The following is a 16,046-nucleotide window of genomic DNA, read 5'->3' on the forward strand; positions in this document are numbered from 1 at the left end:
CGAGGAATAACGATATCGACGGCCCATGTTGAATATGAATCATCGAATCGCCACTATGCTCACGTTGACTGCCCTGGCCATGCGGACTATGTAAAGAACATGATTACAGGAGCCGCTCAAATGGATGGAGCCATTCTGGTAGTATCGGCAGCGGATGGCCCTATGCCTCAGACAAGAGAGCACATTCTGTTATCTCGCCAGGTTGGAGTTCCTTACATTGTAGTATTTCTTAATAAAGCAGACATGGTAGATGATGCGGAGCTTCTGGAGTTAGTAGAAATGGAAGTTCGAGATTTGTTAAGCAGTTATGAATTTCCTGGAGACGATATACCGATTATCACGGGTTCAGCATTAAAAGCGTTAGAAGGTGATACGAGTGAGATTGGAGTTCCAGCGATAGAGAAATTGGTTGATACGATGGATTCTTATATTCCTGAGCCAGTTCGGAATATTGATAAAAGCTTTTTGTTGCCGATTGAAGATGTGTTTTCTATTTCAGGTCGAGGCACGGTAGTAACCGGCCGGGTTGAAAGTGGGATAGTCAAAGTTGGTGAAGAGGTAGAGATTGTAGGTATACGGGATACGCAGAAAACGACCTGTACAGGGGTTGAAATGTTCCGTAAGCTTCTTGACGAAGGCCGAGCGGGAGATAACGTTGGCGTTCTGTTACGAGGGACGAAGCGTGATGAGGTTGAGCGAGGTCAGGTGTTAGCTAAACCTGGTACAATCAAGCCACATACGAAATTTGAAGCAGAAGTTTATGTTCTGTCTAAAGATGAGGGAGGTCGTCATACACCATTTTTTAATGGTTACCGTCCCCAGTTTTATTTCAGAACCACTGATGTAACAGGTTCCTGTGACTTGCCAGAAGGTATAGAGATGGTTATGCCGGGTGATAATGTTAAGATGATAGTTAATCTGCATTCACCGATTGCTATGGATGAAGGGTTGCGTTTCGCGATTCGTGAAGGTGGTCGCACTGTCGGTGCTGGTGTAGTAGCTAAAATTATAGAATAGTAATTTTTAGATAAGTGAAGCTTATGGGTGGCTTCACCATGTAATGTTTAAGAATAGGCCAGTAGCTCAATTGGCAGAGCGGCGGTCTCCAAAACCGCAGGTTGGGGGTTCGATTCCCTCCTGGCCTGCCAACTACTAGATAATTATGAAAAATTCAAATGATTCTAAAATGAACATTAAAAATGCAGTTTTGTGGTTTCTTGTTGGTCTGCTTACTGTCTTGGCTTTTTTGGGAACTTATTATTATCATTTTAGTGCCCCTGTAAAGGCTATTATCTGGCTTGGTTGGTTGGTGTTAACAGGGTTGTTGATTTATTTTACTTTGCAAGGCAAAAAGCTCTTTGCATTTGCAAAAGAAGCAAAAATAGAATTGCAAAAGGTGGTCTGGCCAACGCGTCAGGAAACCATTCAAACCACATCAATTGTTATAGTTATGGTTGCTGTAACTGGATTTGTTCTTTGGGGTATTGACTCGGGAATGATGTGGACAATCGCTAAATTAACACGTTTAGGTTGATAATACCGTGGATGATTATAAAACTAAGCAATGGTATGTGGTTCACGCCTATTCAGGTTATGAAAATTTTGTTATGCGTGAGATTAAATCGCGTGCAGAACATCACCATTTAGAAGATAAAATAGGCGAAGTAGTTGTTCCATCTGAAGAAGTTGTGGAAATGCGTGCGGGGCAAAAAAGAAAAAGTACAAGGAAATTTTTTCCTGGCTATGTGCTAGTTAACATGGTTATGAATGATGAAACCTGGCATATGATCCGTAAAATCCCTCGTGTTTTGGGTTTTATAGGAGGTACAGGCCAGACCCCAACGGCAATTTCCGAAAAAGAAGCTCAAGCAATTCTGCAACGCGTTGAAGAAGGTGTAACCAAGCCGAAGCCGAAGGTGTTATTTGAACCAGGTGAAGTGGTTCGTGTTAAAGAAGGGCCTTTTGTGGACTTCAATGGTGTGGTTGAGGAAGTTAATTACGAGAAAAGCAGACTTCGAGTGGCGGTACTTATATTTGGTCGCTCAACACCTGTGGAGCTCGAATTTGGCCAGGTAGAAAAAACCTGACTATTTTTATGTAACCGGGGAGCTGAATAGCAATATATTGATTTAAATATATTGCTAAGTAGGCGTTATACCCATGAGGAGTGATTATGGCTAAAAAAGTCGATGCGTATATAAAATTACAAATACCAGCTGGTAAAGCTAACCCAAGTCCACCTGTGGGTCCTGCATTAGGACAACGTGGTGTTAATATTATGGAATTTTGTAAAGCATTTAATGCTGCAACACAAGGTCTGGAACCGGGGCTGACTACACCAGTAGTTATCACAGTCTATTCTGACCGCAGTTTTACCTTTGTTACTAAAACTCCACCAGCCTCTGTATTAATTAAAAAAGAGGCAGGAATTCAAAGTGGTAGTGGTACTCCTAACACTAAAAAAGTGGCAAAACTTACGTATGTTCAATTGGAAAAAATTGCCAAAATCAAAGAACCTGATTTAACTGCCGGAAGTTTAGCGGCAGCGGTACGTAGTATCGCGGGGACTGCTCGTAGTATGGGTGTAGAAGTTGAAGGTTTGGAATAAGGGGTTACTATAATGTCTAATTTAAGTAAGAAACAACAGAAAATAAATGAAACAATAGAGCCCAATCAGTCTTATGAAGCGTTGAAAGCGATTGCTCTTTTAAAAGAATTTACCAGTACAAAGTTTGTTGAGAGCGTTGATATAAGTGTAAACTTGGGCGTTGATCCGCGAAAATCTGATCAAGTGGTTCGTTCTTCAACCAATTTGCCTAAAGGTACTGGAAAGACAGTACGCGTTGCAGTATTCGCACAAGGTGATAATGCAATCAAAGCAAAAAATGCAGGTGCAGATATTGTTGGTCTTGAAGATTTGGCTGAGCAAATTAAGGCTGGTGAACTGAATTTTGATCTTGTAATTGCTACGCCGGATACTATGGGAGTTGTCGGTCGACTTGGTACTATCCTGGGACCGCGTGGTCTAATGCCAAATCCTAAGGTTGGTACTGTAACAATGGACGTTGAAACGGCTATATCTAATGCCAAATCCGGACAAGTCCGTTATAGAACTGATAAAAATGGAATTATTCATTGTTCAGTAGGGAAAATTAATTTTATTGCAGAAGATTTGCTGGAAAATATTGCAGCATTAATGGCAGATCTGAAAAAAGCCAAACCTGCTTCTTCAAAAGGTGTTTACATTAAAAAAGTTACACTTTCGACTACAATGGGTCCAGGATTGGTTGTTGATTTATCTTCAATACCTGTGTAACATATGTCACTTTTTAAAATCGCTTTCACGGCATAGACTTGGTTCGATGCTGTCGAAGACCGCAGGTGCTCTAAGCTTAATACCCTGCGCAGACGGTGAACCGACTCCGGGATCTCTCTGAGGCGGCCACCATAACTGTCAAATCCTTAGGATTTGCACAACTTAGGAGGTCAGTAACGTGACGTTAACATTAGCTGCCAAAAAGGCCGTTGTTGAAGAGGTAACATCTGTTGCTTCTAAGGCTATTTCTGCAGTTGTTGCTGATTATCGTGGTTTAACTGTAAATCAAATGACCCAGCTGCGTAGTGCAGCTCGCAAGTCCGGCGTTTATTTACGAGTAGTACCTAATACACTTACTCGTAGAGCTTTCGAAGGCACTGAATTTGCGTGTCTGAACGAGAAGTTGGTTGGACCTTTATTTATTGCCCTATCGATGGACGCACCTAGTGATGCGGCAAGAATGTTAAAGGAGTTTACCAGAACATTTGATAAGCTTGAAATCAAAGCATTGTCTGTAAGTGGAAAAACATATGAAGCTGATCAGCTTGAAGTTATTGCCAGTTTACCGACTCGTGACGAAGCATTAGCTAAGCTAATGTATGTGATGAAAGCACCAGTTGAGAAATTTGTCCGTACGCTTGCAGAACCTCATGCCAAATTGGTTAGAACGGTTGCGGCGATTAAAGACAAAAAATAACACGTATAATCTTTATTTATATTTAATCTTAGGAGCTAGAAATGGCTGTATCAAAAAATGAGATCCTTGACACAATTGCTAATATGACTGTGATGGAAGTTGTTGAACTTATCGAAGCAATGGAAGAGAAGTTCAATGTTTCAGCTGCTGCGGCTGCTGTAGCTGTTGCTGCTCCCGCTGCAGGCGCAGGTGCTGCTGTTGAAGAAAAAACTGAATTTGACGTAGTAATGACAGGTTTTGGTTCTAATAAAGTTGCTGTTATTAAGGCAATTCGTGAAATTACTGGTCTAGGTTTAAAAGAAGCCAAAGACTTGGTTGAAGGTGCTCCTTCAACAGTTAAAGAAGGTGTGTCTAAAGACGAATCAGCTGAAATCAAGAAGAAACTTGAAGAAGCGGGTGCTACTGTCGAAGTTAAGTAATACCGTTATTTATTAGGTATAAAAACCCAGCCCTGTTTACAGGGCTGGGTTTATGTGTTTGATGACATCAATAATTTACAGAGGAATCACCATGCCAATGCCAATTGCAGAAAGTAACCCTCAACACCCGCATGCTGTTCCCGCACTTCAGTATGGGCATGCTGAGAAAAAGCGAGTTCGCAAGAGCTTTGGTACACAAGCAGACAAAATGGAAATTCCTAATCTGCTTGAAATCCAACTAAAATCTTATCGGGATTTTTTAGAAACGGGTTTACATGCTGCTCTTTCATCTGTTTTCCCAATGGTAAGTTTTTCTGGTAATGCAAGACTTGAATATGTAAGTTATACATTGGGTGAGCCTGCTTTTGACGTTCGTGAATGTAAGTTGCGTGGTTTAACCTATTCTGCGCCTTTGCGTGTCAAAATAAGACTGGTGGTATTAGATAAGGACGCATCAGGAGAGCCAAAACCTGTTAAAGATATCCGTGAGCAAGATGTATTTATGGGGGAAATTCCATTAATGACGGATGTAGGTACTTTTGTAATTAATGGTACTGAACGCGTTGTTGTTTCTCAATTACATCGTTCTCCTGGTGTAATATTTGAACATGATAGAGGGAAGACCCATTCATCCGGAAAATTATTATATTCTGCTCGTATCATTCCATATCGTGGTTCTTGGCTTGATTTTGAATTCGACCCGAAAGACTGTGTTTTTGTACGAATTGATAGAAGAAGAAAATTACCAGTAAGTATTCTGCTGCGCTCATTAGGCTATGAAACTGAAGATATTCTTGCTGAATTTTTTGAAACGACAACATGCCAACTTAGAAATGGTGAATTTCATATTAATCTTATTCCTTCAAGATTGCGTGGTGAAATTGCCTTATTCGATATTGTTATACCAGAAACAAATGAATTAATTGTAGAACAAGGACGCCGTATTACTGCTCGCCATATTAAATTAATGGAAAAAAGTAATATGCAGGATTTGGTAGTTCCCAGGGATTATTTAATTGGTAAAATTTTGGCAAAACATATTATTAATGTTGAGACGGGTGAAGTGCTAGCCCAGGCTAATGATGAAGTTACTGCTGAATTGCTTGATCAGCTAGCTGATAATGGTATTCTTAGTTTTGATACAATTTATACCAATGATTTGGACCATGGTTCTTATATTTCGGATACTTTAAAAATTGATCCTACGTCTAGTCAGCTTGAAGCTTTGGTTGAAATATATAGAATGATGCGTCCCGGTGAGCCGCCAACCAAAGAAGCAGCAGAAACATTATTTAAAAATCTTTTTTTTGCGGAAGATCGTTATGATTTATCTGCTGTTGGTCGCATGAAATTTAATCGACGTGTAGGTCGTAAGGAAGATACTGGTCCGGGTACCTTAACCAAAGAAGATATTCTTGCTGTAATCAAAACGCTTATTGATATTCGAAATGGTATCGGAATGGTTGATGATATTGACCACTTGGGCAACCGCCGAGTTCGATCAGTAGGTGAAATGACAGAAAATCAATTTCGCGTGGGGTTGGTTCGAGTTGAGCGTGCTGTAAAAGAACGCCTAAGTCTTGTTGAGTCAGAAAATCTTATGCCGCAAGATTTAATTAACGCCAAGCCTGTGTCTGCAGCTGTGAAAGAATTTTTTGGTTCTAGCCAGTTATCTCAGTTTATGGATCAAGTTAATCCTCTATCAGGTGTTACCCATAAACGCCGCGTTTCGGCCCTTGGTCCAGGTGGTTTAACCAGAGAAAGGGCTGGTTTTGAAGTACGTGACGTTCATACCACTCATTATGGTCGTGTTTGTCCTATTGAAACTCCAGAAGGGCCAAATATTGGTTTGATTAACTCTTTATCTGTTTATGCCAGGACTAATGAATATGGTTTCATAGAAACCCCATGCCGTAAAGTAATTGATGGTCGTGTAACAGAAGAAATTGAATATCTTTCAGCTATCGAAGAGGTGGATCAATATATTGCGCAGTCTAATGTGGCTGTAGATGAGAAAGGTAACATTCTTGCTGATCTCGTACCATGTCGTCATCAAAATGAATTCTCGTTGACAACACCGGATAAGATTAATTATATGGATGTTTCTCCGAAGCAAATTGTATCAGTTGCAGCCTCTTTAATTCCATTTTTGGAACATGATGATGCTAACCGTGCCTTAATGGGTTCAAATATGCAACGTCAGGCTGTTCCTACACTTCGTTCCGAGAAACCACTGGTAGGTACTGGTATGGAACGTACAGTAGCTTCTGATTCTGGTGTTTCAGTCGTTGCCAGGCGCGGAGGTGTAATAGACCTGGTCGATGCTTCACGTATTGTTGTGAGAGTAAATGATGATGAAACTACCGCTGGCGAAACAGGGGTAGATATCTATAATTTAACTAAATATTTCCGCTCAAATCAGGACACCTGTATTAATCAGCGACCTATTGTTTCAACGGGAGATCATATTAAACGAGGAGATGTCCTGGCTGACGGTCCCTGTACAGATATGGGAGAGCTTGCTCTTGGTCAAAATTTATTGGTGGCTTTTATGCCCTGGAATGGTTATAACTTTGAAGACTCCATTCTGATTTCTGAACGTGTGGTCCAGGAAGACAGGTTCACAACGATTCATATTGAAGAATTGACTTGTATAGCCAGAGATACAAAGCTTGGTACAGAAGAAATAACTGCGGATATACCCAATGTAGGTGAGTCGGCTTTAGCAAATCTTGATACTTCAGGCGTTGTTTATATTGGAGCAGAGGTAAGTGCCGGTGATATTCTGGTGGGTAAAGTTACACCAAAAGGTGAGACTCAATTAACACCTGAAGAAAAATTACTTAGGGCAATTTTTGGTGAAAAAGCATCTGATGTTAAAGATTCCTCGTTGCGTGTTCCTTCAGGAATGAATGGCACAGTCATTGATGTTCAGGTTTTCACTCGTGATGGGTTGGAAAAAGACGAACGTGCGAAAAGCATCGAGGAAGAACATCTTACTCGTGTTCGTAAAGATCTAATTGACGAACGCCGTATTCGTGAAGAAGACATTTATCATCGAGTATATAATCTTGTGCTTGGTAAAACAGTTGCAGGAGGACCTTCTGGTATCAAACCCGGTAGCCAGATTACGTCTGCTTATCTTGAAAAAATTGATAGAGAAAAATGGTTCGATGTTCGTATTGATGATGAGCAAGCCAGCTTGCAACTGGAGCAGTTATCCAAGCAACTTGAACTTTTAGGCAAGGAAATGGAGAAACGTTTCAATGATAGCCGTAAGAAAATTATTCAAGGAGATGATTTGGCTCCGGGCGTGCTAAAAATCGTAAAAGTTTACCTTGCCGTCAAGCGTCGTATTCAGCCAGGGGATAAAATGGCAGGACGACATGGAAATAAAGGGGTGATTTCAATTGTTGTTCCAGTTGAAGATATGCCTTATATGGAAGATGGTACGGCAGTTGATATTGTGCTTAATCCTTTAGGTGTGCCTTCTCGGATGAATATTGGCCAGGTATTGGAAACCCACTTGGGTCTGGCAGCAAAAGGGTTAGGACAACGTATAGCAGATCTTCTGGATAAAAACAGTAGTACTTCCGAAGTAAAAGATTATCTCAAGAAAATTTATAATCATGATAGCCAGGAACGAGTACGTCTCGATAGCTTTAATGATGATGAACTTATGTTACTTGCTGATAATCTACGAGCAGGTGTTCCTATGGCCACTCCTGTTTTTGATGGAGCAAGTGAGGAAGAGATTAAATCCATGCTTGAACTGGCTGGCTTGCGGCCTGATGGTAAAACTATTTTGTTTGATGGCCGAACAGGTAATCAGTTTGATAACCCTGTAACAGTTGGCTATATGTATATGCTCAAACTTAATCATTTGGTTGATGATAAAATGCATGCCCGTTCTACGGGTTCATATAGCTTGGTAACTCAACAACCGCTTGGTGGTAAAGCACAATTTGGTGGACAACGTTTTGGAGAGATGGAGGTTTGGGCTTTAGAAGCCTATGGTGCTGCCTATACTTTACAAGAAATGTTGACCGTTAAATCAGATGACGTTGGAGGACGTACCAAGATATATAAAAATATTGTTGACGGCGATCATCGTATGGATCCTGGAATGCCTGAATCATTCAATGTATTACTAAAAGAAATTAGAGCTTTGGGTATTGATATTGAACTGGACCATGATTAAACATTCAGCAATAAGTTTGACTAACTATTTTTGGAGGCATAGACTTGGCTAATCTAAGCAGCGACCCAGTGAGAAAAGCACCTGTGATGAGTGATTTGCTGGGCATCCTCAAACAACAAGGGCAAAGTGAAGAATTTGATGCGATTAAAATTGCGCTTGCTTCACCTGATCTAATTCGTTCGTGGTCATACGGTGAGGTTAAAAAACCGGAAACCATTAACTATCGTACCTTTAAACCTGAACGAGATGGTTTATTTTGTGCTAAAACATTTGGTCCGGTTAAAGACTATGAATGTTTGTGTGGTAAATACAAGCGTCTGAAACACCGTGGTGTTATTTGTGAAAAATGTGGTGTTGAGTTAGCGTTGGCTAAGGTGCGCCGTGAACGTATGGGGCATATTGAACTTGCCAGCCCGGTTGCTCATATCTGGTTTTTAAAATCACTGCCTTCCCGGATAGGCTTATTGCTTGATATGACCTTACGCGATATCGAAAGGGTTCTTTATTTTGAGGCTTTTGTAGTTGTTGATCCTGGCATGACGGAGCTTGAACGAGGTCAGTTACTTAATGACGAAGCCTATCTGGATGCAATGGAACAATATGGTGATGAATTTGATGCTCGTATGGGGGCAGAAGCAATTCGTGATTTATTGCGTCAGATAGATCTGGAAGAAGAGATTAAATCACTGCGTGAAGAATTGCCTGCAACAAATTCTGAAACCAAGATAAAGAAAATTACCAAGCGTTTGAAGCTGATTGAGGCTTTTTATGATTCGGGCAACAAACCTGAATGGATGATTATGGATGTATTACCGGTACTTCCACCGGATTTGCGTCCTTTGGTTCCGCTGGATGGTGGCCGTTTTGCTACATCGGATTTAAATGATCTTTATCGTCGGGTTATTAATCGTAATAACCGTTTAAAGCGGTTGCTGGATTTAAATGCTCCGGATATTATTGTTCGCAATGAAAAACGCATGTTGCAAGAATCAGTAGACGCGTTACTGGATAATGGACGACGTGGTCGGGCTATAACCGGCACAAATAAACGACCATTAAAATCTTTGGCTGATATGATTAAAGGTAAACAAGGTCGTTTCAGGCAAAATTTATTGGGTAAGAGGGTCGATTATTCGGGTCGTTCAGTTATTGTAGTAGGTCCAACCTTACGGTTACACCAGTGCGGTTTACCTAAAAAAATGGCGCTTGAATTGTTCAAACCTTTTATTTTTAGCAAACTGGAATTTAGAGGTCTTGCCACTACGATTAAAGCGGCTAAAAAAATGGTAGAAAGAGAAGAACCTGTTGTTTGGGATATTCTTGATGATGTTATTCGTGAACATCCTATTCTTCTTAACCGTGCTCCAACTTTACATCGACTTGGTATACAGGCATTTGAACCGGTATTAATCGAAGGAAAAGCTATCCAATTACATCCTTTGGTCTGTACTGCTTATAATGCTGACTTTGACGGTGATCAGATGGCGGTGCATGTTCCATTGACTTTGGAGGCCCAGCTCGAAGCACGTTCGCTGATGATGTCTACCAATAATATTTTATCTCCAGCGAGTGGTGAACCTATTATTGTACCAAGTCAGGACGTGGTACTTGGTTTATATTACTTAACACGGGAGCGTGTAAACGCCTTGGGCGAAGGCAAGATCTTTGTTAGTGCTCAGGAAGCTCAAAATTTTTATGAAGCTGGTTACGTTGACATCCATGCTAAAGTTAAAATTAGAATGCCCAAAGAAGGCGAAAATGCTGCTGGTTATCAACTTGTTGAAACAACTGTTGGACGAGCAATATTGTCAAGCCTTTTACCAAAAGGGATGTCTTTCTCCCAAATTAACCGACCGATGACAAAAAAAGCCATTTCAAAAGTAGTGGATAGTTGTTACCGCAAATTTGGATTGAAAGAGACAGTTATTTTTGCTGATCAATTAATGTACACAGGCTTCAAATATGCCACTCGTGCTGGGGCTTCTATTGGTATTGAAGATATGGAAGTGCCTGATGATAAGGCATCAATAATTGAACAAGCGGATAATGAAGTACGGGAAATTGAAGCACAGTTTCGCTCCGGTCTGGTTACTAATGGCGAGCGTTATAACAAAGTAATTGATATTTGGTCGCGGACCAATGAAATGGTAGCGAAATCAATGATGAGTAAAATTGCTACGGAAGAAGTAATTACGCGTGATGGCAAAACCGTACGACAAGAGTCTTTTAACCCTATCTTTATGATGGCAGATTCTGGTGCGCGAGGATCCGCGGCACAAATTCGTCAGTTGGCAGGTATGCGGGGATTAATGGCAGCCCCTGATGGTTCAATCATTGAAACTCCAATTACAGCGAACTTCCGTGAAGGTCTAAATGTATTCCAATACTTTATTTCAACCCATGGAGCGCGCAAAGGTCTTGCGGATACTGCATTAAAAACTGCTAACTCAGGTTATTTAACACGTCGACTGGTGGATGTTGCCCAGGATGTTGTGATTACTGAGTATGATTGTGGCACAGAAAATGGAATATTGATGCAACCCTTAATCGAGGGTGGTGACATTGTTGAACCCTTGCACGAACGCGTCCTTGGTCGAGTTGTTGCCGTTGATGTTTATATTCCTAATCAAGACGAACCTGTTGTAAAAGCCGGTACTTTATTAGATGAGGAGTGGGTTGAAAAGCTTGAAAAATTTGGTATAGATCAGGTTTTGGTGCGTTCTCCCATTACATGCGATACTCGTTTTGGTCTCTGCGCGAATTGCTATGGTCGAGATTTGGCGCGCGGTCATCTTGTTAATACGGGAGAAGCAGTAGGTATTATTGCCGCCCAATCAATCGGAGAACCCGGTACTCAGCTAACCATGCGTACTTTCCATATTGGAGGTGCTGCATCTCGTGCTACTGCTGCAAATAATATCCAGATTAAAAATAAAGGAATTATCCGTCTGCATAACATTAAAACAGTAACACATGAAAATAATAATCTGGTGGCGGTTTCGCGTTCGGGGGAAGTATCCATTGTTGATTCTTTTGGCCGTGAGCGTGAGCGTTATAAATTACCTTACGGTGCTGTTCTGACTGTTCATGATAATCAGTCTGTTGAATCAGGCCAGGTTATTGCAACATGGGATCCGCATACACATCCTGTTATTTCTGAAGTAAGTGGACGATTAAAATTTGTTGACTTGATTGAAGGTCTGACAATGAATCGGCAAACAGATGAGCTAACCGGTTTAAGTAATATTGTTGTTACGGATGCAAAACAACGTGGCGCAATAGGTAGAGACATGCGCCCGATGGTTAAATTAGTGTCTGATGAGGGTGAGGATATCTATCTGGCCGGAACAAATGTGCCTGCTCAATATTATTTACCCGTGGATGCAATTATTAATTTTGAAGATGGTAACGTAGTGGGTATCGGAGATGTGATTGCGCGTATCCCTCAAGAACGTTCTAAAACTCGCGATATTACAGGGGGATTGCCTCGTGTAGCTGACTTGTTTGAAGCGCGTAAACCCAAAGATGCTGCTGTTATGGCAGAAGTATCAGGTCTTGTAAACTTTGGGAAAGAAACCAAAGGCAAGAGACGTCTGATTATTACAGCTTCTGAACACCATTCGCATGAAGAGTTAATTCCTAAGTGGCGACATATTTCGGTTTTTGAAGGAGAACATGTCGAGCGAGGGGAAGTGATTGCTGATGGTCCGCTTAATCCCCATGATATTTTGCGATTGCTGGGTGTGGGAGCGTTAGCTAATTACATTGTTAACGAAGTTCAGGATGTATATCGTTTACAGGGTGTAAAAATAAACGATAAGCATATTGAAACAATTGTGCGACAAATGTTACGTAAGCGAATCATAACCTTTGCAGGTGATTCAAAATTCCTTGTGGGTGAACAGGTTGAAGAAAGCATGATGCTGCAGGAAAATGACAAGCTTATTGCTGAAGGTAAACAAGTGGCACAAGGAACACCCATTCTGCTTGGTATTACTAAAGCATCTCTGGCTACAGAATCATTCATTTCTGCGGCTTCTTTCCAGGAAACGACTCGTGTTCTGACTGAAGCGGCTGTAAGCGGAAAAATTGATGATTTACGTGGTCTTAAGGAAAATGTCATGGTAGGTCGCCTGATTCCCGCAGGAACTGGCTACGCTTATCATCAAAGCCGCAAGGCTAAACGTGTAAAAGCTGCTGGTAATGAGCAAACTACGCATACGGTAACAGCTAGTGATGTGGAGCATGCATTAAGTGAAGCGCTTAATGCGGATAACCATGATCATTAATACGGAACTAATGAAGGCAGGTTTTAACTTGACAAACCTGCCGGACCTATATAGAATCCGGCCTCCTTATGCATTCGAAATAAATACAAGTGAAAGTTCGGAGTTAAGAATAAATGGCTACTATTAATCAGTTAGTAAGAAAGCCTCGCGCGGACGCTAAAAAGAAATCTAACGTCCCAGCATTGGAATCCTGTCCACAAAGACGCGGTGTTTGTACACGTGTTTACACTACAACACCTAAAAAACCTAACTCAGCTATGCGTAAGGTTGCTCGTGTGCGTTTGACAAATGGTTTCGAGGTATCATCATACATTGGTGGTGAAGGTCACAATCTGCAAGAACATTCTGTCGTACTGATTCGGGGTGGTCGTGTTAAAGATTTACCTGGAGTACGTTACCACACAGTACGCGGAAGTTTGGATACTTCCGGTGTCAATGACCGTAAACAAGGCCGTTCCAAATACGGAACCAAGAAACCAAAAGATAAGAAATAATCTGATTGTAGGAACTAGACATGCCAAGAAGAAGAGAAGTCCCCAAACGTGAGATTTTGCCTGATCCAAAGCATCATAGCGAATTACTTGCAAAGTTTATTAATGTGTTGATGATAAGTGGTAAAAAATCGACTGCTGAAAAAATTATCTATGGCGCATTGGAAGTGATGAATGATCGCCTAAAGAAATCTAAAAAAAGCGATGATGAAAGCAGTGAGCAAGGAAATAGCATTGGTGCATCTGGTGTATTACGCTATTTTGAACAAGCTCTTGATAACGTTCGACCTAGTGTTGAAGTACGCTCAAGGCGAGTTGGTGGGGCAACTTACCAGGTTCCTGTAGAAGTCAGAACTGATCGTAGTATTGCCTTGGGTATGCGTTGGATTGTCCAGGCTGCCCGATCCCGTGGTGAAAAAGGTATGATGTTGCGCTTGGCCGGTGAGCTGATAGATGCTTTTGAAAGTAAAGGATCAGCGGTAAAAAAACGTGAAGATACACATAAAATGGCGAAAGCTAATCAGGCATTTGCACATTTTAGATGGAATTAATAGAGAGGTAAGTCGTGGCTACTCCCTTAGAGCTATACAGAAATATCGGCATTGCTGCACACGTTGATGCCGGAAAAACAACAACTACCGAACGCGTTCTGTTTTATACAGGTGTTTCGCATAAAATCGGTGAAGTACATGATGGTGCTGCAACGATGGACTGGATGGTTCAGGAGCAGGAGCGTGGTATTACTATTACCTCTGCTGCAACCACCTGTTTTTGGTCCGGTATGGATAAAAACTTTCCTCTACATCGTGTTAACATTATCGATACACCCGGCCACGTGGACTTTATGATTGAAGTAGAGCGCTCTCTTCGCGTGCTTGACGGAGCTGTGGTTGTGTTTGATTCGGTCTCAGGCGTAGAACCTCAATCAGAAACTGTTTGGCGTCAAGCTGATAAATACGGTGTTCCAAGAATCGTATTTGTTAATAAAATGGATAGAATGGGGGCGAATTTTCTGCGTGTTGTTACTCAAATCCAGCAACGACTTGGTTCAACTCCTGTAGTTGTTCAGTTGCCTATTGGTGCGGAAGAGTCTTTTAAGGGTGTAGTGGACCTCATTAAAATGAAAGCGATTCATTGGGAAGAGTCTGATAAAGGAATGTCATTCCAATATGCTGATATTCCTGCTGACATGTTAGCTCAGTGTGAAGAATACCGCGCAAAAATTACTGAAGCTGCAGCAGAAGCTTCCGAAGAGCTAATGGAAAAATATCTGGAAGGTGAAGAATTTACTGAGGAAGAAATCAAGAAAGCTCTTCGACAAAGAACTATTAATAATGAAATTGTTCCAGTGTTTTGTGGGTCTGCTTTTAAAAATAAAGGTGTTCAAGCCGTACTCGATGGTGTGATAGAGTATTTGCCATCACCGCTTGATATTCCTGCTGTTCGTGGAATAGATGAAGATGGTGAAGAAGCGCATCGTAAAACTTCCTACGACGAACCCTTCTCCGCGCTGGCATTTAAAATTGCAACGGATCCTTTTGTTGGAACTTTGACTTATTTTCGAGCTTACTCTGGTATATTGAAAAGCGGTGATACTATATTTAATCCGGTAAAAGGAAAAAAAGAACGTATTGGTCGTCTTTTGCAAATGCATGCTAATTCCAGAGAAGAAATTAAAGAGGTTAGGGCAGGTGATATCGCTGCTGCTGTTGGTTTGAAAACGGTAACAACTGGAGATACACTTTGTGATCTTAATCATGTGGTAACTCTTGAGCGTATGGATTTCCCTGATCCGGTTATTGCTGTAGCTGTTGAACCTAAGACAAAGGCCGATCAGGAAAAAATGTCCATTGCTCTAGGCAAGTTAGCTCAGGAAGATCCTTCTTTCCGTGTTCATACTGATGAAGAGTCAGGTCAAACTATTATTCAAGGTATGGGTGAGCTGCATCTTGAAATTATTGTGGATAGAATGAAGCGTGAGTTCAATGTGGAGGCCAATGTAGGTAAGCCTCAGGTAGCTTATCGTGAAACACTAAAAGCTACTGTTGAACAAGAAGGTAAGTTTGTTCGTCAATCAGGTGGTCGAGGACAGTACGGACATGTTTGGTTGAAAATTGAACCTCAAGAGCCAGGTGCTGGTTATGAGTTCGTAAATGCAATAGTGGGAGGCGTTATTCCAAAAGAATATATTCCTGCTGTTGATAAAGGTGTACAAGAGCAACTGCAAAATGGTGTTATAGCAGGTTATCCTGTTGTTGATGTTAAAGTAACTTTGTTTGATGGTTCATACCATGAAGTTGATTCCAGTGAAATGGCATTTAAGATTGCTGGTTCTCAATGCTTCAAACAAGGTGCTTTAAAAGCAAAACCAGTTCTTCTTGAGCCCATAATGAGTGTTGAAGTGGTTACCCCCGAGGATTACATGGGGGATGTTATGGGCGATTTGAATCGCAGGAGAGGTATGGTTCAGGGTATGGAAGACTCTCCAGCAGGCAAAATTGTTCGAGCAGAAGTTCCACTTGCTGAAATGTTTGGATATGCGACTGACTTGCGTTCAGCTACTCAAGGGCGCGCGACTTACTCTATGGAGTTTGCTAAATATTCAGAAGCACCTACGAATATTGCAGAAGCAA

At 41.3% G+C, this 16,046-nt stretch carries 12 protein-coding genes and 1 tRNA gene; all 13 read left to right on the plus strand.

The features are described 5' to 3' along the window. Positions 1-1,017, plus strand: a 1,017-nt coding sequence (gene tuf / locus T345_RS0110180; RefSeq protein WP_028389260.1) for an elongation factor Tu, incomplete at its 5' end; no start/stop codon positions are given. 55 nt (positions 1,018-1,072) lie between these two features. Then, positions 1,073-1,148: transfer RNA gene (locus T345_RS0110185), tRNA-Trp, on the plus strand. Between the two features lie 14 nt (positions 1,149-1,162). Further along, on the plus strand, positions 1,163-1,534 hold the full coding sequence (gene secE, locus T345_RS0110190; RefSeq protein WP_028389261.1) for a preprotein translocase subunit SecE: 372 nt from the start codon (positions 1,163-1,165) through the stop codon (positions 1,532-1,534). Between the two features lie 7 nt (positions 1,535-1,541). Further along, positions 1,542-2,087 (plus strand): transcription termination/antitermination protein NusG, encoded by a 546-nt coding sequence (gene nusG, locus T345_RS0110195; protein ID WP_028389262.1) that lies wholly within the window; start codon positions 1,542-1,544, stop codon positions 2,085-2,087. 86 nt (positions 2,088-2,173) lie between these two features. Beyond that, entirely contained in the window at positions 2,174-2,608 is a 435-nt protein-coding gene (gene rplK / locus T345_RS0110200) for a 50S ribosomal protein L11 (protein WP_028389263.1), read from the plus strand. Between the two features lie 12 nt (positions 2,609-2,620). Further along, positions 2,621-3,316, plus strand: a complete 696-nt coding sequence (rplA, locus tag T345_RS0110205) for a 50S ribosomal protein L1 (protein WP_028389264.1) — start codon at positions 2,621-2,623, stop codon at positions 3,314-3,316. Positions 3,317-3,494: 178 nt separating this feature from the next. Further along, positions 3,495-4,013 carry a 50S ribosomal protein L10 gene (rplJ, locus tag T345_RS0110210; RefSeq protein WP_028389265.1) on the plus strand — a complete coding sequence of 173 codons (519 nt, stop codon included), beginning with the start codon at positions 3,495-3,497 and terminating at the stop codon, positions 4,011-4,013. A 41-nt stretch (positions 4,014-4,054) separates the two neighbouring features. Further along, the gene (gene rplL / locus T345_RS0110215; RefSeq protein ID WP_028389266.1) at positions 4,055-4,432 is read left to right on the plus strand and encodes a 50S ribosomal protein L7/L12; all 378 of its coding nucleotides are present in this window, start codon (positions 4,055-4,057) and stop codon (positions 4,430-4,432) included. 97 nt (positions 4,433-4,529) lie between these two features. Beyond that, entirely contained in the window at positions 4,530-8,633 is a 4,104-nt protein-coding gene (rpoB, locus tag T345_RS0110220) for a DNA-directed RNA polymerase subunit beta (protein ID WP_028389267.1), read from the plus strand. A gap of 86 nt (positions 8,634-8,719) precedes the next feature. Then, on the plus strand, positions 8,720-12,922 hold the full coding sequence (gene rpoC / locus T345_RS0110225; RefSeq protein ID WP_035918808.1) for a DNA-directed RNA polymerase subunit beta': 4,203 nt from the start codon (positions 8,720-8,722) through the stop codon (positions 12,920-12,922). Between the two features lie 113 nt (positions 12,923-13,035). After that, on the plus strand, positions 13,036-13,416 hold the full coding sequence (rpsL, locus tag T345_RS0110230) for a 30S ribosomal protein S12 (protein WP_028389269.1): 381 nt from the start codon (positions 13,036-13,038) through the stop codon (positions 13,414-13,416). 20 nt (positions 13,417-13,436) lie between these two features. Beyond that, on the plus strand, positions 13,437-13,964 hold the full coding sequence (gene rpsG, locus T345_RS0110235; protein ID WP_028389270.1) for a 30S ribosomal protein S7: 528 nt from the start codon (positions 13,437-13,439) through the stop codon (positions 13,962-13,964). A 14-nt stretch (positions 13,965-13,978) separates the two neighbouring features. Next, positions 13,979-16,046 (plus strand): elongation factor G (gene fusA / locus T345_RS0110240; RefSeq protein ID WP_028389271.1); only part of this gene is annotated, 2,068 nt, incomplete at its 3' end.

This window comes from Legionella fairfieldensis ATCC 49588 (genome assembly GCF_000621525.1).
GTDB classification, from domain to species: Bacteria; Pseudomonadota; Gammaproteobacteria; order Legionellales; family Legionellaceae; genus Tatlockia; species Tatlockia fairfieldensis.

What these genes read in the sequence shown, in the direction of transcription:
- secE (WP_028389261.1), top strand. Translation starts at nt 1,163, where the DNA reads ATGAAAAATTCAAATGATTCTAAAATGAACATTAAAAATGCAGTTTTG.
- rplK (WP_028389263.1), top strand. Translation starts at nt 2,174, where the DNA reads ATGGCTAAAAAAGTCGATGCGTATATAAAATTACAAATACCAGCTGGT.
- rplA (WP_028389264.1), top strand. Translation starts at nt 2,621, where the DNA reads ATGTCTAATTTAAGTAAGAAACAACAGAAAATAAATGAAACAATAGAG.
- rplL (WP_028389266.1), top strand. Translation starts at nt 4,055, where the DNA reads ATGGCTGTATCAAAAAATGAGATCCTTGACACAATTGCTAATATGACT.
- rpoB (WP_028389267.1), top strand. Translation starts at nt 4,530, where the DNA reads ATGCCAATTGCAGAAAGTAACCCTCAACACCCGCATGCTGTTCCCGCA.
- rpoC (WP_035918808.1), top strand. Translation starts at nt 8,720, where the DNA reads ATGAGTGATTTGCTGGGCATCCTCAAACAACAAGGGCAAAGTGAAGAA.
- rpsL (WP_028389269.1), top strand. Translation starts at nt 13,036, where the DNA reads ATGGCTACTATTAATCAGTTAGTAAGAAAGCCTCGCGCGGACGCTAAA.
- rpsG (WP_028389270.1), top strand. Translation starts at nt 13,437, where the DNA reads ATGCCAAGAAGAAGAGAAGTCCCCAAACGTGAGATTTTGCCTGATCCA.